This is a genomic window from Halobacillus aidingensis, from assembly GCF_900104185.1.
Lineage (GTDB): Bacteria > Bacillota > Bacilli > Bacillales > Halobacillaceae > Halobacillus > Halobacillus aidingensis.
In genome coordinates, this window is sequence record NZ_FNIZ01000023.1 from 1 (window position 1) to 16,532 (window position 16,532).

Annotated in this window: 15 protein-coding genes and 1 pseudogene; 8 read left to right on the plus strand and 8 right to left on the minus strand. The window is 44.3% G+C overall.

Annotated elements, in window-relative coordinates; all coding sequences use genetic code 11:
* A pseudogene (locus tag BLS23_RS17525) lies at positions 1-190 on the minus strand (IS110 family transposase); the annotation flags it as partial.
* Between the two features lie 457 nt (positions 191-647).
* On the opposite strand from BLS23_RS17525, the gene BLS23_RS17530 reads away from it, so the two are divergent.
* Positions 648-1,820 (plus strand): MFS transporter, encoded by a 1,173-nt coding sequence (locus tag BLS23_RS17530; protein WP_089654351.1) that lies wholly within the window; start codon positions 648-650, stop codon positions 1,818-1,820.
* Between the two features lie 137 nt (positions 1,821-1,957).
* Positions 1,958-3,247, plus strand: coding sequence for an alpha/beta hydrolase family protein (locus tag BLS23_RS17535; RefSeq protein ID WP_089654352.1), 1,290 nt, complete (start codon positions 1,958-1,960; stop codon positions 3,245-3,247).
* 778 nt (positions 3,248-4,025) lie between these two features.
* On the opposite strand, the gene BLS23_RS17545 is transcribed toward BLS23_RS17535, so the two are convergent.
* From BLS23_RS17545 to BLS23_RS17555, 3 genes are all read right to left on the minus strand, one after another.
* Complete coding sequence (locus BLS23_RS17545; protein WP_089654354.1) at positions 4,026-4,748, minus strand: Bax inhibitor-1/YccA family protein; 723 nt, start codon at positions 4,746-4,748, stop codon at positions 4,026-4,028.
* Positions 4,749-4,809: 61 nt separating this feature from the next.
* On the minus strand, positions 4,810-5,430 hold the full coding sequence (locus tag BLS23_RS17550) for a response regulator (protein WP_089654355.1): 621 nt from the start codon (positions 5,428-5,430) through the stop codon (positions 4,810-4,812).
* Complete coding sequence (locus tag BLS23_RS17555; protein ID WP_089654356.1) at positions 5,408-6,763, minus strand: sensor histidine kinase; 1,356 nt, start codon at positions 6,761-6,763, stop codon at positions 5,408-5,410. The genes BLS23_RS17550 and BLS23_RS17555 overlap by 23 nt, the downstream gene beginning before the upstream one ends.
* A 179-nt stretch (positions 6,764-6,942) precedes the next feature.
* Here BLS23_RS17555 and BLS23_RS17560 point away from each other — a divergent pair, with 179 nt between their 5' ends.
* Genes BLS23_RS17560 through BLS23_RS17570 form a run of 3 tightly spaced genes read left to right on the plus strand, consistent with a single transcriptional unit; the run spans position 6,943 to position 9,683 of the window.
* Positions 6,943-7,548, plus strand: a complete 606-nt coding sequence (locus tag BLS23_RS17560) for an anthranilate synthase component II (protein WP_089654357.1) — start codon at positions 6,943-6,945, stop codon at positions 7,546-7,548.
* Positions 7,545-9,290, plus strand: a complete 1,746-nt coding sequence (gene pabB / locus BLS23_RS17565) for an aminodeoxychorismate synthase component I (protein ID WP_089654358.1) — start codon at positions 7,545-7,547, stop codon at positions 9,288-9,290. The genes BLS23_RS17560 and pabB overlap by 4 nt, the downstream gene beginning before the upstream one ends.
* Before the next feature lie 21 nt (positions 9,291-9,311).
* Positions 9,312-9,683 carry a thiol-disulfide oxidoreductase DCC family protein gene (locus tag BLS23_RS17570; protein WP_089654359.1) on the plus strand — a complete coding sequence of 124 codons (372 nt, stop codon included), beginning with the start codon at positions 9,312-9,314 and terminating at the stop codon, positions 9,681-9,683.
* 612 nt (positions 9,684-10,295) lie between these two features.
* Here the strand turns inward: BLS23_RS17570 and BLS23_RS21845 are convergent.
* Positions 10,296-10,457 carry a hypothetical protein gene (locus BLS23_RS21845; protein WP_167356117.1) on the minus strand — a complete coding sequence of 54 codons (162 nt, stop codon included), beginning with the start codon at positions 10,455-10,457 and terminating at the stop codon, positions 10,296-10,298.
* Positions 10,458-10,568: 111 nt separating this feature from the next.
* Between BLS23_RS21845 and BLS23_RS17575 the strand changes: the two genes are divergently transcribed.
* Positions 10,569-11,393 (plus strand): STAS domain-containing protein, encoded by an 825-nt coding sequence (locus BLS23_RS17575; RefSeq protein ID WP_089654360.1) that lies wholly within the window; start codon positions 10,569-10,571, stop codon positions 11,391-11,393.
* 66 nt (positions 11,394-11,459) lie between these two features.
* Here BLS23_RS17575 and BLS23_RS17580 read toward each other — a convergent pair whose 3' ends face one another.
* Positions 11,460-12,467 carry an NADP-dependent oxidoreductase gene (locus tag BLS23_RS17580; protein WP_089654361.1) on the minus strand — a complete coding sequence of 336 codons (1,008 nt, stop codon included), beginning with the start codon at positions 12,465-12,467 and terminating at the stop codon, positions 11,460-11,462.
* A gap of 103 nt (positions 12,468-12,570) precedes the next feature.
* On the opposite strand from BLS23_RS17580, the gene BLS23_RS17585 reads away from it, so the two are divergent.
* Complete coding sequence (locus BLS23_RS17585; protein WP_089654362.1) at positions 12,571-13,302, plus strand: GNAT family N-acetyltransferase; 732 nt, start codon at positions 12,571-12,573, stop codon at positions 13,300-13,302.
* Between the two features lie 188 nt (positions 13,303-13,490).
* On the opposite strand, the gene BLS23_RS17590 is transcribed toward BLS23_RS17585, so the two are convergent.
* Complete coding sequence (locus tag BLS23_RS17590; RefSeq protein WP_089654363.1) at positions 13,491-13,859, minus strand: DUF779 domain-containing protein; 369 nt, start codon at positions 13,857-13,859, stop codon at positions 13,491-13,493.
* Positions 13,860-13,913: 54 nt separating this feature from the next.
* Entirely contained in the window at positions 13,914-15,434 is a 1,521-nt protein-coding gene (gene adh, locus BLS23_RS17595; RefSeq protein WP_089654364.1) for an aldehyde dehydrogenase, read from the minus strand.
* A gap of 196 nt (positions 15,435-15,630) precedes the next feature.
* Here adh and BLS23_RS17600 point away from each other — a divergent pair, with 196 nt between their 5' ends.
* Positions 15,631-16,506: a 5'-3' exonuclease gene (locus BLS23_RS17600; RefSeq protein WP_089654365.1), complete on the plus strand. Its 876-nt coding sequence runs from the start codon at positions 15,631-15,633 to the stop codon at positions 16,504-16,506.
* Positions 16,507-16,532 lie beyond the last annotated feature (26 nt).

A 16,532-nucleotide genomic window follows, 5' to 3' on the forward strand; every position in this document is an offset into this window, starting at 1 on the left:
TTAAAGCCTGAATCCATTTCTGTAACTTTTGAAAACCTTCTAGTGAATTGGAGAAAACCATGCGTTTGGCAAGGTCAACCCCACGATCATCCACCGCTCGGGCTACGTGTTTGTGTTTCGCCACGTCCACCCCTATAGCGATCGTGTGTTCATTGGTTTGCATTATTCTTTGATTTTGTGTAGTATCCATAATTGAAGTCTCCCTTCGGTACTTAATTCGAGGTCATGCATGACACTCTCTATCGTACCAAGGGGGCTTTTTTTATGCACACCGCAAACTATTCGATATATCCTCAAATCGTTTCCCTACAGGAATGCTCCTCGAGCTTCGCTCTGCGGGGTCTCACCAAGCACTTTTTTCCCGTGTGAAAGGTACTCATGTTCCAATGAAAAAGATGCTTACAGACGTAAGAAAAATTACGGATGGGGGTTATGATCATAAAGGGGTCGAAGAATTCGCTATGGTAGGCAGCCTGGAATAAAATGAAGTTCAGGAGATACTTGGAATGTTATCCAGCTTAAGTGGGCGGAGAGCGTAAAAATTTTACTGAAAAAACGTTTACATGTAAAAAGGCAGTTTTAACTGATATATAGCGGGGAATCTCCTGAAAATGTTCACGAATTAAACAATTTTCAGGAGGTACCACATGACAAAGGGAAAAAGTATACATGCATTAATTATTCTTATGTTCACCCAATTTATTTCGGGTGGTGTTACTAATACAAAAGGAATCGTACTGGATCAAGTGGAAAAGGATCTAGGTTTGGATATGAGTGAATTTGGTCTGGTAGTCTTTATTTTCCAACTCGGATTCACGCTTGCCAGTGTCGTAATCGGTTATTACACAGATAAAAAAGGCCTGCGGACGATGACCATCATCGGTGCCATCATTATGGGACTTGGCTTTCTTGGTACAGGTCTTGCGCCTAATATTATGTTCTTCTTAGGTTTCTACATGATTGTCGGGTTCGGTTTAGGGGCGCTCGGTGTTGCTTCCAATGCGATCATTCCAGCGGCTTATCCGAAAAAACAAAATCAGATGTTCAACTTTGCAATGGGAGTGTACGGGTTAGGAATGGTGCTATTTCCACAATTTCTAAACTACATGTTCCAATTTGCATCATGGCGTTATTTTTATATAGGAATTGCAGTCAGTTTAATAGCTGTTATCATCTATATTACTAGCGTAGCTTTTCCATCAGGGAAAGCAGAAAAAATCGATTTGAAAGCATTCATTCCTATGTTGAAAGACGCTCAGTTCGTATTCCTCATGATCTTTCTCGTCTTCCAGGTGTCTGCGGAAGTATCGTTCATGAATTTCTTCCCGACGTACTTGAAGTCACTGGATCTGGGTGGCATGTCAACGGCTAATAAAGAGGACATGGTAGCGACCATCTTGTCTCTCTTCTCCATCTTCTTCATGGCGGGACGCCTTGGTGTCGCCTATTTGACCAATTGGATCAATGAGCGGATTATTTTAATTACGTTCTCTGCCGGAGCATTATTGATGGTCGGTGCCAGTTTCCTAGTCGCTGAGAATTTCCCTTACTTGTTCGCTGGGGCAGGGTTGTTCTTCTCAACATTGTTCCCGACGGCGACAGCGTTTGGTACTCAGCTATCTAAAACAGGTGGTTCAGCGCTTGGACTCATTTATATTGCTGCAGGCATCGGCGGTGGTATTGCTGGTTACATCATCGGACTAGCTTCCGAAGCTTTCGGAATGGCTGGTGGTTTCAGTATCGTGATTGTTTTCTTAGCACTGATGTTTATCACGACGTTCTTCCTGAATAGTAAGAAGTCAAGTCAGACCCAAGCATAGATGAAAGCACTCCGTCCCTTTTTGGCGGAGTGTTTTTATTAGGTGCGATGATCGAAAACAAATGAAATGGTTTGCTTTCATCTTGTTATAAATTTCCTTCATTTCTTGTAAAATGATAGATATGAGGGAGGATGACGATGAAAAAGCTACTTATGTTAGGAATCGTACTTTTTATATTTACAGGCTGTAACGAAAAAAATGAGGAAGCGGAAGGACAAGGGAATAAAGAATTGGAAGGTCATTGGGAGGGTGAAATCCAAATCCCCAATCAACCATTGAACATTTTGGTCGATTTTCAATCTGGAGAAGAGTGGACGGGGACGATTACCATTCCTGCACAGAATGTTACGGATTTTTCATTAACCGAGATAGATACCAATGAAGGAAGTGTCTCTTTTCAGATGCCTCTTCCTGGGCAGTCTGTTCAGTTTGATGGAAAAATAGAAGGAGAGCAATTAAGTGGTACTTTTACACAAAACGGACAAACTTTCCCATTCTTATTGAGGAAAGGTGAGAAAGAAGCGAAGGAAGAAGAGGGGGATTTCTTATCCATTGAAACCTCTACTGGTAAATTATATGGTGAGTTATTGGTGCCTGAAAAAGAAGAGTCTTATCCTGTCGCTTTAATTATCCCCGGTTCAGGACCGACCGATCGGAATGGAAACTCTCAAGGTGCAGGAAACAATGATAGTCTCAAACTTTTGGCAGAATCCTTAGCAGACAAAGGGGTTGCTTCCTTAAGATATGATAAAAGAGGCGCGGGCAAAAATATAAACGCTGTAACCAGCAACAGTGAAATGAGATTTGAAGTTTTTATTGATGATGCTAAACAGTGGCTGGAAACGCTAGAAGATGATAAACGCTTTACAAACATAGCTGTGATTGGTCACAGTCAAGGTTCCCTTGTCGGAATGATGGCGTCAGGTGCTGAAACGACAGAAGCATTCATTTCCTTAGCAGGAGCCGGTCAGACCATTGATCATGTATTAGAAAAGCAACTCGGGGACAGTTTACCCGAAGACTTGTTCAAAGAAAGTCAAACGATTCTTGGTAAAATGCGGGACGGGGAGACGGTTCCTGATGTCAGCCAGGCTCTGCAAGGAGTGTTTTCTCCAGATGTCCAACCTTTTCTCCTTTCATGGATGGCTTATGATCCTGCGGAGCAATTGGCTGAATTGGATGTTCCGACATTAATTGTGAATGGAACGAACGATATTCAGGTACCAGAATCAGAAGCAGAGCTCTTGAAAAAAGCAGAGCCAGAGGCGGAACTCATGCTTGTAGAAGGGATGAATCATGTGCTGAAAGAAGCTCCCAAGGATAGGGATGGAAATTTAGCGACCTATACAAACCCTGACCTGCCTCTTGCAGATGGACTTGTCGAGGGCATCATTGATTTCCTAAACCAACACGGTTTTGAGAAGTAACGCTGTTTAGGATAATGGCAGGGTTGTGGGAAGACCCAGTTTCGAGATGTTTGTGTGGAAATAGGGGCTCCGGGAAAAGGTTCGCTTTCCATGGGGCGGGCGCTGAGCCTCCTCAGCCTGCGCCCTCCGGGGTCTCAGCTGTCCCGCACACCCTCTTAGTTATCCGGTTCCGGCGCCTAGCGGCTAGTGAGACTTCCCTCGCTTCTGTACGATAAGTCAACATCGAATCGCTACGCTCTTCGTGTTTCCTTTATCTCCGCCAGCTCAGTCTAGTCCATACGCCGCTGACCAAGGCGCCTCCACACTTAAAATAGGAGTCTCACTGTTTCCCTCTGCCCCTTTACCATATGTGGTGCTCAAAACAATTTCAGTGATAGTCAGTATTCATGCTTAGTGGAAGTAGATGGATATAAATTGCAGTTGGATTCCGATGGTGAAAGCTTAATACAGAGCGCTTTTGTCTATAGCACAGTGATAGTGGAAGACGCTCCATTTTGGTACTGGGGTTCGTTTCTCCTCTATGTCGAATGGGGTGGTTGGGAATCTGCGAGACTCCCGTGGGAGAAGGAGATAGGCGAGATCCCGCAAGGCGATAGCCTGAGGAAGCTCGGCGCTCCCCCACAGGAAAGCGAGTAGATTCCCAACCACCCCTGACTCCTAACATGGCAAACGAACCCCGGGTTATCTCGAAACTGAGTCTTCCACAATCGGGAGCTTTAATGGAAGAGGAAAAAAGAGAGTGATCGCCTATTTAGGCTATCACTCTCTTTTTGGGCGTTTAGCGTCTGAGTTTTTGAAGAAGGCGGAGAATTTCAATGTATAACCAGACAAGGGTTACGATTAAGCCGAATGCTCCGTACCATTCCATGTGCTTGGGTGCACCGCGGTTGACGCCTTTCTCAATGAAATCAAAATCAAGAACGAGGTTCAAGGCAGCAACAGCCACGATGAAGAGGCTGATTCCGATCCCAACAGGGCCACTGGAATGGAGATAGGGAACGGTCATGCCGAAAAAGTTCAGAATGAAATTCACAAGATAGACGAGGAAAATGCCTAACGTAGCGGAAACAACCATCAGTCGGAAGTTTCTTGTGACCTTAATGACTCTTGTTGCATAAAGAATCAATAAAGCTCCCATCACGGCGAGCGTTAAGCTGACAGCTTGAATGACAATCCCGGAATAAGCTCCCTCGACGAAGGCGGAAATGCCACCGATGAAAAAACCTTCGAGTGCTGCGTATATAGGGGCAGTGACAGGCGCAGCTTTAGGGAAGAAGGCAGTTATTAAAGCGAATATAAGCCCTCCAATGGCACCGATGATCATCATGAGTGTGACATCGACTCCCAGTGAGTACTGGTACCATGTGTACGCTGCTGTTCCCACCAAAAATAAAAACAGCAGGGATATTTTTGCTGTCGTTCCACCCAGGGTCATTGACTTTCCTGAAGCTGCAGAACGCTGAAATGTATCATCTTTTAAAACGGGATTCCCCGATCTCATCTTACCACTCCTTCTCTATGCTTCTCCTTCTGGTTATACCCTTCCTAGTCACGAGAGACACTTAATGGGCATACCATTTGTAAAGCTTTTTCGGCCGTCCAATCTTCTGATGACTGACCACTTGTTTGACTTTGCCTTCCTCTAGTAAATGCATGAGGTATCGGTATACAGTGGGGTAGGCAAGGCCGATGTCTTTTGAGATGACGTCTACAGGATAGGCTTCACGATTTTCCTGCAAGTAGTTTGAAATGGAACTTAATGTTCCTTTACTAATTCCTTTGGCGGTAAAAACATCGTCATCTTCTTCGTGTTTATTTTTCATATTAGCGATTTGTGCATGCAGTTTGATCCTGGATATGAGATCAGGAGCTTTCACAGGTTTTAAGGCAAAGTCGGTGGCGCCTTCTTCCAGGAAGCGATCAGCCACTTCCTGTCGTTCATCTACCGTCAGCACGAGAATGGGGACAACTGTATTGTGTTTACGGATTTCCCTGACGGTTTGAAGGCCATCCATTTCCGGCATATGATAATCGACAAGGATGACGTCATACCTTCCTTTTAAAAACATATCGACACCTTCGCGTCCATTCACGGCCGTGTTTGATTCCCACCCGGCATGTTTACAAAACTCTGTCAGCATGTAACGTAAGGATTCGTCATTATCCATGATCAGTATTTTCATCTCGTACTCTCTCCTTCGGTAAATGAATCCAGAATATCGTTCCGACTCCTTGTTCGCTTTCAATAGATAGCTCCGCGCCGTGTTCTTTGACGACATTTTTAACGAATGTCAGCCCTACACCAGGATGGGATTTCGTGCTGTAGCCTGCATTCCAAATTTTATTGATATTGGATTGGCTGATGCCATGACCGTTGTCTTTCACACCAATCAGGATGCCTGATTGTTCTACTTTAGTAGCAATGGTCACTTTGGCGTCTTTTTTTCCTTCAACGGCATCACTGGCATTATCAATTAAGTTGACAAGCGCTCGTGTCATTCTGATTTTATTAATGTAGATTTCAATATTCTCATCGGCGGCCAAATCGAACGCATAGATGGTTGCTGAATCTGAAAGTTTATTCGCACGTACATATTCGATGAATGTTTTCAATGTACACCAATTTTTCTTCTCATGATACAAGATTTCAGAAACCATATCGCTGGTCGCTTGAATGGACGAGGAAATTTTATTGGTGTACTGAAGGATTTCGTCGTCCTTCGTTTTCATTTGAATGAGGCTGTTCAGTCCCTCCATCAGTGATAATGGAGTTTTTAAGTCGTGAACGAGATGTAACGCTTCTCTTCCAGAACGCGACTCCACCATGTCGAGCCGGGCGATGTCCAAGTCCTGTCTCATTTTTGCTTTTTGTTCAGCAACGGTTAAGTACACGGCAAGGAAGGTGGCATTTACAATAAATACTGCGAAAAAGACGAGGCTGTAAAAACTTAAGGTACTTCCGAACCCTAACTCCGCGGCCATTCTTTTCACTTCCATAGAAATTTCCCCGCCACCGAATCCGAAAGCACTTAGGAAAAGTACCGTATCCAGCCACTGGAAACCGAATAGCAATTGAGCGAGAATGAAAGCTTTGAATACAGGGCGTAATTGACCATTTCCTAAAAAATGAAGAACGACGATCGATAATAATAGAAAAATGGCCGGGCCTCCGAAATGATAGTTGATTGAATTGTACCCGTTAATCAAAGCGTAAACCAATGGGATGATCATTACAGGGACGGCGACCTTCAACCATGGGCGGTTCAACCTTACTCCGAGCTCATCTCCGAGCAGAAGAGCACCAATGTAATGGGGGAGGGCTCGTACCGTGTTTAACATGACGAGCCCGAATGCAGCCATCATTAGTGTAGCCCCTGATGGAGCGGCCTGAAGCCTTTCGATTACAGCTGCAAGGCCGGACCTCTCAACACTTAGCCAGAGCGGCATCGTGATGCCAATCAATATGAGAACGATTTTAATCCATATACTCTTCGATTTTAGCAATTCTGATTTCATGGCAGTCACCCTAACGACGAGATCTTTCTATATATTCTAATATATGAGACTGATATTTTCGATTCTTTTTTCCTTTGAAGAACTACAAAGTGATGATTTTCCATTCTTATCTTCTATGGAAAACGTAGCAGGCGGTAGTATAATAGACATATATTCAAGGATGAAAGGTGTCCGCAACTATGATCATAATCATTGATAACTATGATTCATTCACATATAATTTAGCCCAATATTTTAAACAGATGGATTCGGAAGTAGTTGTGAAACGAAACGACGAATGGCAGATCGAAGAGATCCGTGCGCTCGATCCGAATCTTATTGTCCTTTCCCCAGGACCGGGGAGGCCGGAAGAATCAGGGATCTGTAAGGATGTCTTGCTGCATTTTGGTGGAGTAATTCCCTTATTAGGCATATGTCTTGGCCATCAACTGATGGTTGAACATTTTGGTGGAATCGTCGTCAAAGGAAGTCAACCGATGCACGGGAAAGTGACGACGATTACGAATGATGGCCGTACCATGTTTCGTAAGCTTCCCGGATCCTTCCGAGTCACCCGTTACCACTCTCTTCAGGCAGATTTCCCTTCATTGCCGGAAAAACTCGAAGTTACTGCCCTTTCTGAAGATGGTGTCATTATGGGTGTCCGCCACAGGGAAAAGATGATGGAAGGCATACAGTTCCATCCAGAGTCCATATTGACGGAGTACGGGTTTGATCTGCTTCGAAACGTTTATGACCGAGCTGTTCGTTACAAAGCAAGTAGAAGAGAGGGAGTGGGCGTATGACAACCTCACCTTTTTTACAGTTTGAATTTACAAACGCTCAAGGGAATCCGGACCCTAAAGTTTTTCAACACCCGGTAGAGATTCTCACTACCTATGATCTGAACGAGATGAAAGCAGTCTTCGATCGAGTGGAAGAAAGGCTTGACGCGGGGTACTATGTAGCTGGTTATGTATCCTATGAAGCTGCCCCCGCTTTTGACCATGCCCTTCGCGTTCACTCTCATCCTGAATGGCCGCTTGTATGGTTCGGAGTGTTCAATGGATTTGAAACAAAGCGGGAGGATGCAGATTCTGAACCGTTTCAAGTTTCGAACTGGGAGCTGCGTGGGGATTATGCCTCTTATCAAAAAGGAATAGAAGTAGTGAAAGCGGGGATTGAACGGGGCGATACGTATCAGGTGAACTTTACGACTAGAATGGAAGCCTCTTTCTCTGGAGATGATTACACTTTGTATAGAAAACTTGTCAGGAATCAGCTGGCCTCCTACAGTGCTTACTTGAACATGGGTGATCGGAAGATTCTATCTGCTTCTCCGGAGCTGTTTTTTAGAGTCGATGGCAACCAATTGAAAACAAAGCCAATGAAAGGTACGGCAGCTAGAGGCCGTAATAGCAAAGAGGATGAGGTGAAGCGCCGGCATCTTCAGACATCAGAAAAGGAACGCTCCGAGAACCTTATGATTGTTGATTTATTGAGGAATGATTTAGGTAGAATCGCCGTGCCCGGGAGTGTCCATGTCCCCAATCTATTTGAAGTGGAAACCTATCCCACGGTCCACCAGATGACTTCGACTGTAGAAGGTCGGTTACCGGAAAATTACACCATGTACGAATTATTTCAAGCATTGTTTCCGTGTGGATCGATTACAGGAGCTCCAAAAGTAAGGACCATGGAATACATTCAAAGATTAGAAGACTCGCCGCGTGAAGTGTATTGCGGAGCTATCGGTTATATGACACCGGAGAAAGAAGCCATTTTCAATGTTCCTATTCGTACTGTTATGATTGATCAAAAACAAGAAAAAGCCGTTTACGGTACAGGGGGAGGCATTACGTGGGACTCAACTTCGGAAGGAGAGTTTGAGGAATTAAAGACGAAGGCTCGCCTTCTGACAGAAGATCGTCCAAAATTTCAACTTTTGGAGACGATGAAGCTGGAAAATGGATCGATTGACTTACTCAACGATCACCTGGACCGAATCATTGCATCGGCTTCGTATTTTGCTTATCCCATTAAAAGAAGTGATTTAGAAAAGAAATGCTCTCAAGTTGCCAAAGCTTATCCAAGTGGTCTCTATAAAACTCGCATGCTCGTTGACGAAGAAGGGAAAGCTGAAATAGAAGTCTATGGTATAAAATCATCTGCTTCTTGTGTCACCGGCATCTTATCTGACGATCCTATAAACGAAGAGAATCCTTTTCTGTTTCATAAAACCACTCATCGGGATGTCTATCATCGTCATCGATCCGACGAAGCAGAAGCGACGTTGCTTTGGAATCGAAGAGGTGAATTGACGGAATTCACAATAGCTAATCTCGTCGTAAACATCGACGGTTATTACTATACCCCTCCCGTTGACTGTGGATTATTGGCGGGAACGTATAGGAAAAATTTATTAAGATGTGGAAAACTAAAAGAAAAGGTTCTCTATAAAAAGGATATCCACAAGTTCGATGAAGTATGGATGATTAACGCAGTCAGAGGCTGGGTGAAGGTTCAACTACAAGAGGACGCTCAATAATAGAAAGGAGTGTTTTGATTTATGAAAAAACATATCGTCTTTTACGATGCGCAATGTCCGTTTTGTTTTTATGTGAAGAAAACGTTCCGAACGTTTGACTGGCTTCATCAAATTAAATGGGTAGCTGTTCAGGATACAGAAGAGACAGGGAAGTACCCTTACTTGGAAGGGCGCAATACGCTGGATGAGATTCATATGCTGACAAAAGAAGGAGAAGTGAAACAAGGTTTTGAAACCATTCGGAAACTGCTGCTTTCTTTGCCTTTATTCACTGTAATCGGCATTCTTTTTTCCTTCCCAGGAGTCCATCGGGTCGGTTCTCCCTTATACCGCTGGTTTTCTGATCACAGACACCAATGGTTCGGCCGCTACGACCTTCCAAGGTACGCATAAAAGAACCCTCCTCAGCGAGGGTCTTTATTACGGTATATGGCAGGATTGTTGAAGACTTGATTTCGAGACGTTTCTGTGCTTTTAGGGGCTCCGGGAAACAGTTCGCTTTCCATGGGGCGGGCGGTGAGCCTCCTCGGACTTCGTCCTGCGGGGTCTCACCTGTCCCACACGTCCCATAGGAGTCTCACCGTTTCCCTCCGCCCCTTTGCCATACGAGGTTCTCGAAATCCCTTTAACAGTAACCTGCCGAGCTCTGTAATGAAGGTCTGTTCACCCACGCCGTTATAGAGTTGTTTTAACCATGCATCCTGCACGAATATGGCGTGGGAACAGGGTCAGGGAAACGTCCGCATGAAAAACGAATGGAGACACGAACATGTGTGTTTTTCTACTGACTGATTCAAAGCACTGCGAATCGTCGTTTCCCTGACCCCGTATCCATGGCCAGGAATTGTCATTCATTATTTCAACTAGGTAAGGCTTTCTTTAAGGATACGCGGTATGTGCTCCTTGCGCTCCCGCGGAAAGCGAGCCATTCCCCGCAGCCCCCACCCATTCAACAAAAGTCTCGAAACTGAGTCTTCCACAATCGGGAGCTATTCTTTGGAAGGGTTATTTGCGTTTTTTTCTTAGCATGCTGTATGAACCGAGGGCGATGACGATGATGGCAAAGGTTAGGGATGTCCACTGGCCGTTCGCGACGCCTTGATAAAGACCATGAGAAAGAAACAATAGAGATAAAATCAGAAACAAGACCAACGATATTTTATTCATAGTGTCCTCCTATGCGTAAACTTCCTTTATCATACCGGAGGGCGTTCGTTTTATCTAGTGTTCTGTGTTACATTACTATTTGATAATAATTTGAGTTGAGGGGTATCCAAGATGAGAGATGAAATCACATACATCGGCGAAAAGATCGAGAAAAACTCGGATCAATTAGCTAATCGAGTGCGAGAGTTGAAAACAGAGGAGTTCGGGGCTGCTACCATTCGAACAGCGAATTGGGAAGAGCTATTCTCCTATATCGGTGAAGTGATCATCGGTGATGGTACTTCTTCGATGCAGCACATTGAAATGTGGGCAGATCGTGAAGGGGAGCAGAAGGTAGAGGCGGAAGTCGAGCTGGATCAATCCCTTCGAACGATGAACTTTGTTCGCCGAGCGATTTGGGGGATATTTTCTGAGGAATTAACCAACGATGAATTTTCTTCTTCCACGGTGGTTCACATCTGCAAAACCATTAATGAAGTATTAGATGAAATTACGAAACATTTTAGTCAAACGTACTCCAGAAACATTCGTATGGAGTGGGAAAGAAAAGAAATGCGGATGGCTGAACTGTCTGTTCCCGTTGTACCGATCACAAAGGGAGTTGCTGTCCTTCCATTGATCGGGGAACTTGATACCAACCGGGCCCAGCTGATCATGGAAACCTCCTTAAATAAAAGTTCGGAATTTGAATTGGATTATATTTTTATTGATGTATCCGGTGTTCCAGTGATTGACACGATGATCGCTAACTACATTTATCAAGTTGTTCATGCCCTTGAACTCGTTGGTGTTCATGCAACTCTAACAGGGTTAAGGCCAGAAACAGCAAAATCCCTTGTAGATATGGGTGTGGATTTTACTCAAGTACATACGAAGGCAGGTTTGCATCAGGCTTTAGAAGAGATCGGCATTTACATTCATCATGGTGACTCTTAATATAATAGAGAAAAGACTGAGAAATCATATTTCTCAGTCCTTTTTAGTCTGTTTTTTTAACGACTATTATTTTTGAGAGGGTTCTGCAACTTTGACAAGTTGTTTACCAAGGTTTGCTCCTTCAAATAACCCGAAGAATGCATCTGGGATATTTTCAAATCCTTCTGTGATCGTTTCTTCATATTTCAAACGGCCTTCCTGGAGCCATTGAGCCAAGTGAGAGAATCCTTCTGTGAATCGATCCTGATAATCACCGACTGTGAACCCTTTAATGAGCGCGCTGGATTTAATCAAGTGCATCTGCATCCGTGGTCCTTGATCGTTCGGGACGTTGTAGGATGCAATGGCTCCACATTGGGCGATGCGTGCGAATTTGTTCAATAATGGATAGACAGCATCTGATATATCCCCGCCGACATTATCAAAATAGATGTCAATTCCATTTGAGCAGGTTTCTTCTAAGCGATCAGGTACACTTTCTGTTTTATAGTTGATGACTTCGTCGACGCCAAGTTCGTTTTTCAGGTATGCTAACTTTTCATCTGAACCAGCAATTCCGACAACATGACAGCCTGAAATTTTACCAATTTGGACGACTGCAGAACCGACGGCTCCAGCAGCTCCGGAAACCACCAGAGTTTCGCCTTCTTTTGGCTGACCGATATCCATCAATCCGAAATAAGCGGTTAACCCAGGCATTCCGAGAATCCCTAGTGATGTCGTGACGGGGCCGAGACTAGGATCGATTTTTCTAAGCGTATCTGCTGGAGCCGACGCGTACTCTTTCCAAGGAAGCATACCTGTGACGATGTCACCTTCTTGTAGAGTATCCGCGTTCGATTCCACAACTTCGCCAACAATGCCACCTTCCATAGGTTCATTTAATTGGAAAGGAGCGATATAGGATTTAGCAGCACTCATGCGGCCTCTCATGTAAGGATCGACGGACACATAAAGCAATTTCACGAGTACTTCTCCCTGCAATGGGACAGGGCGTTCCGTTTCAACCATTTTTATATGCTCATGTGTAGGAGCGGCTTCGGGACGTTTGACTAACTGGATTTCTTTGTTCATTTTTTAATCACTCTCCTTGCTTGTATCATAACGGGTCTATTCCCTCATTGGGAAATGATATGTTTTAAGATGTAAGATACGATAGAGCAAAAGGGGGGAAAGTATGGAAAGTCTTTATGAAAAAGTGAAGTTCGTGGAGGGGGAAAATTTTGTAACCATCGAAGATACAGGACTTCTCACAGATGAAGAGCTTCAGTCATTGGCAGGGAAGTTTGTAAGAGATGCTAAGTATGATGGAGTGAGAAATCGTACGATCCTTGTCCCATCTACTTTTCAAGAAGAGACAGTGATCTACATCAAAGACCTTGGCTTCAAACATCATGATGAGGTTTACTTTGTACGTTGTGAATTGGCTGAGTTGGACCCCATCGATACGGAACGACTGTCTTTTGAAATGGTTTCACTGAGGGATGGAGAGGAAGGGGTATTTAAAGAGACATGGCGCAGGGCAATGGAAGGGTCATTGAACGCTCCCCAATCCTTGAACATGGATGAACAAATGAAAAGTGTCAAAAAAGAGCTTGGACAAGGTTATGTGGATACGTGTTTGACTGCTTATGAAAATGGTACGCCTATTGGAGTGGTTATGCCACATATCGAACCAGGAACAAAAGATGAAGGGAGGATCTTTTATTTCGGATTAGTTCCGGAAGAACGAGGAAAGAACAAGAGCGCTCCTCTATATAAAGAGGGGTTACATCTCCTTCAGAGCATCTTCCATGCCACCTATAGCGTTGGTGCGACAAGTGTCCATAACAAACCAATGTTGAAAGTTTTTGAGAAATGCGGGTGTGCAGTGACAGAAAGAGTGGGCATATACAAATACTCAAAGTGATGGTATGCGGTCCTTCATTAGGGAGTGTAGGGGAGGGGGATGAAAATGGTGGAGCATTGAACGTCACGGTCATCCTCAGCCTTATCGGTTTACTATGATTATAAAAAAATCCCTCGAGCCACTATGGGGGGATTAATGACTCAGGTAAGAAATAATAAAACACCCAGGAGATTCCTGGGCGCTTTACGTTATGACTCTATGCTTTCCTTCAGTTCCTTATACTCCTCATCAGTAAATGCGCGTGAGCGGGTGAGGAACCTTTTTCCTTTGACTCCTTCCAGCGAAAACATCCCTCCGCGTCCATCTACGACATCAATGATCAACTGTGTATGCTTCCAGTAGTCATACTGCTTTTTGTTGATGTAAAAAGGAGTGTCCCCGATTTTTCCAAGCAATACATCCTGACTGCCGATTAAAAGATCGCCTTCTTCATAGCACATCGGAGAGCTTCCATCACAGCACCCACCTGATTGGTGGAAAAGAAGAGGGCCGTGTTTTTCCTTCAGCATTTCAATAAGCTCAAGAGCGGCGTCGGTCGCTTTTACACGTTCAACCATCTTTTCAGCTCCTTTCGTAGGGCCGCAAATCAAGGAGTTACCCATTTTCTGGTTTTAAAAGAATCCAAGCTTCTGCGGGCTGTAGCTCACGAGCATATTTTTGGTTTGTTGATAATGGCTGAGCATCATCTTATGGTTTTCCCGCCCGACACCGGACATTTTGTATCCGCCGAAAGCTGCGTGAGCAGGGTAGGCGTGATAACAGTTTGTCCAAACGCGTCCAGCTTCAATTCCGCGTCCGAATCGGTACGCAGTATTCATATCACGTGTCCACACACCGGCACCCAATCCATAAAGTGTGTCATTGGCGATCTTCATCGCTTCTTCTTTATCCTTGAAGGTCGTTACAGATAGGACAGGTCCGAAGATTTCCTCCTGGAAAATTCTCGTGCTGTTATCGCCTTTAAATACCGTCGGCTGCACGTAATATCCATCTTTAAAGTCGCCTTCCATCTGATTACGCGCCCCTCCAGTAAGGCATTCGGCTCCTTCATCCTTACCGATCTCGAGGTAAGACAAGATTTTCTCCAATTGTTCTGAGGAAGCTTGAGCACCCATCATCACTTCAGGATCAAGTGGATTTCCTGTCTTGATTTCTTTGACGCGTTTGATAGCACGGTCCATAAACTCATCATAGATCGACTCCTGAATGAGAGCGCGAGAAGGACATGTACATACTTCACCCTGGTTCAGAGCAAACATGACCATTCCTTCAATTGTTTTATCTAAGAAATCGTCATCTTCACGCATGACATCCTCAAAAATGATGTTCGGTGATTTTCCACCAAGCTCCAGGGTAACAGGGATGATATTTTGAGATGCATATTGCATGATCATTCGTCCGGTTGTTGTTTCTCCAGTGAAAGCCACTTTATTGATGCGTGGGCTCTGGGCCAGCGGCTTACCAGCTTCTAAACCGAATCCGTTCACAACGTTCAATACCCCGGCAGGCAGCAAGTCTTCAATTATTTCGAGCAAATACATGATGGATGCTGGTGTCTGTTCCGCAGGCTTCAGGACAATTGCATTCCCAGCAGCGAGAGCAGGAGCAATTTTCCATGTCGCCATTAACAGAGGGAAGTTCCAAGGAATGATTTGACCGACGACTCCCAGTGGTTCGTGGAAATGGTAAGCAATCGTATCGTTATCAATTTCGCCGATGGATCCTTCCTGGGAACGAATAACCGAAGCGAAATAACGGAAGTGATCGACCGCAAGTGGAAGGTCAGCATTCAGGGTTTCACGGACAGCTTTCCCGTTCTCCCATGTTTCCGCGATGGCAAGGTTCTCAAGGTTTTCTTCCATACGGTCTGCAATGCGGTTAAGAACCAAAGAACGTTCCGTCACAGATGCTGCACCCCACGCGTCTTTCGCTTTGTGTGCTGCATCAAGGGCAAGCTCGATATCTTCCTCTGTCGAACGTGCAACCTGACAAAACGTTTGTCCCGTTACAGGGGTGACATTATCAAAATATTGCCCTTTGACAGGTGCTGTCCATTCTCCGCCAATGAAGTTGTCGTAGCGTTCCTTGAACTGAACTTTAGATCCTTCCGTATTAGGAAAAGCATATACCATAAAAACATCCTCCTAGTAATTTACTTTTGCAACCGCTTACAAAAAAGTTTATGTAAGTAGGCGCGCTTACTTTTTAAGGTATCACTTGTACAGAATATTGTCAATTTACAGACAAATGTGTGAAAATTTCTAGTACGAACAAAGGAGAAGAATTGTTATAATAGAACTATTCAAAGGGAAAAGGAGTTCTTAGAAAATGACAACAACCAATCGAGTGATGCTCGTGGATGGCATGGCGCTGCTTTTCCGTGCGTTTTACGCTACAGCTATGAGCAATTATTATATGATCAACAGTAAAGGGATCCCGACAAACGGGGTCTACGGCATGATGAAACACTTATTTACGGCAATAGAAACCTACCAGCCCACACACGTGATTTGCTGTTGGGATATGGGAAGTAAGACGTTCCGTAATGATCTTTTTCCAGACTACAAAGCGAATCGTGGAGCCCCTCCAGAAGAATTGATCCCACAATTCGATTTAGCTAAAGAAGTTGTGGAAGCTCTTGATATTCCTAACGTCGGACAAGTCGGTTACGAAGCGGATGATTGTATGGGAACGCTGAGTCAAGTGTACAGTCAGCATTCTCAAGTCTTCTTGTTGACTGGAGATCAGGATCTTCTACAGTTGCTGCAGCCGAATGTAAATGTTGTACTATTGAAAAAAGGATATGGCAATTATGCGGAGTATCATGAGGGTTCCTTTACAGATGAAAAAGGAATCACACCACAGCAGATGATTGACTTGAAAGCTCTCATGGGGGATACAAGTGATAACTATCCAGGCGTGAAAGGGATCGGAGAGAAAACCGCGTTGAAGCTTCTTCTTAAGTATGGATCCATCGAAGGAATCTTAGAGAATATAGAAGAACTGACAAAGGGGCAGCGTACGAAAATTGAAGACAGCTTGGATATGCTGCATCTATCCAGAAAGCTTGCAGCTATCCATTGTGAAGCGGATGTGGACTGTTCATTAGAAGAGGCTCTGTTCTATATTGATGATGAAAAGATGAGCGCCAAGTTTAATGAGCTTGAATTTAAAAATTGGGAGAAAAATATTGTGAGAATATAAAAAAAGGTCGGAGGAATGATTCCTCC

What these genes read in the sequence shown, in the direction of transcription:
- pabB (WP_089654358.1), top strand. Translation starts at nt 7,545, where the DNA reads ATGACAACCTCACCTTTTTTACAGTTTGAATTTACAAACGCTCAAGGG.
- BLS23_RS17550 (WP_089654355.1), bottom strand. Translation starts at nt 5,430, where the DNA reads ATGAAAATACTGATCATGGATAATGACGAATCCTTACGTTACATGCTG.
- BLS23_RS17590 (WP_089654363.1), bottom strand. Translation starts at nt 13,859, where the DNA reads ATGGTTGAACGTGTAAAAGCGACCGACGCCGCTCTTGAGCTTATTGAA.
- BLS23_RS17580 (WP_089654361.1), bottom strand. Translation starts at nt 12,467, where the DNA reads ATGAACAAAGAAATCCAGTTAGTCAAACGTCCCGAAGCCGCTCCTACA.
- BLS23_RS17585 (WP_089654362.1), top strand. Translation starts at nt 12,571, where the DNA reads ATGGAAAGTCTTTATGAAAAAGTGAAGTTCGTGGAGGGGGAAAATTTT.
- BLS23_RS17530 (WP_089654351.1), top strand. Translation starts at nt 648, where the DNA reads ATGACAAAGGGAAAAAGTATACATGCATTAATTATTCTTATGTTCACC.
- BLS23_RS17535 (WP_089654352.1), top strand. Translation starts at nt 1,958, where the DNA reads ATGAAAAAGCTACTTATGTTAGGAATCGTACTTTTTATATTTACAGGC.
- BLS23_RS17560 (WP_089654357.1), top strand. Translation starts at nt 6,943, where the DNA reads ATGATCATAATCATTGATAACTATGATTCATTCACATATAATTTAGCC.
- BLS23_RS17600 (WP_089654365.1), top strand. Translation starts at nt 15,631, where the DNA reads ATGACAACAACCAATCGAGTGATGCTCGTGGATGGCATGGCGCTGCTT.
- BLS23_RS21845 (WP_167356117.1), bottom strand. Translation starts at nt 10,457, where the DNA reads ATGAATAAAATATCGTTGGTCTTGTTTCTGATTTTATCTCTATTGTTT.
- BLS23_RS17575 (WP_089654360.1), top strand. Translation starts at nt 10,569, where the DNA reads ATGAGAGATGAAATCACATACATCGGCGAAAAGATCGAGAAAAACTCG.
- BLS23_RS17545 (WP_089654354.1), bottom strand. Translation starts at nt 4,748, where the DNA reads ATGAGATCGGGGAATCCCGTTTTAAAAGATGATACATTTCAGCGTTCT.
- BLS23_RS17570 (WP_089654359.1), top strand. Translation starts at nt 9,312, where the DNA reads ATGAAAAAACATATCGTCTTTTACGATGCGCAATGTCCGTTTTGTTTT.
- BLS23_RS17555 (WP_089654356.1), bottom strand. Translation starts at nt 6,763, where the DNA reads ATGAAATCAGAATTGCTAAAATCGAAGAGTATATGGATTAAAATCGTT.
- adh (WP_089654364.1), bottom strand. Translation starts at nt 15,434, where the DNA reads ATGGTATATGCTTTTCCTAATACGGAAGGATCTAAAGTTCAGTTCAAG.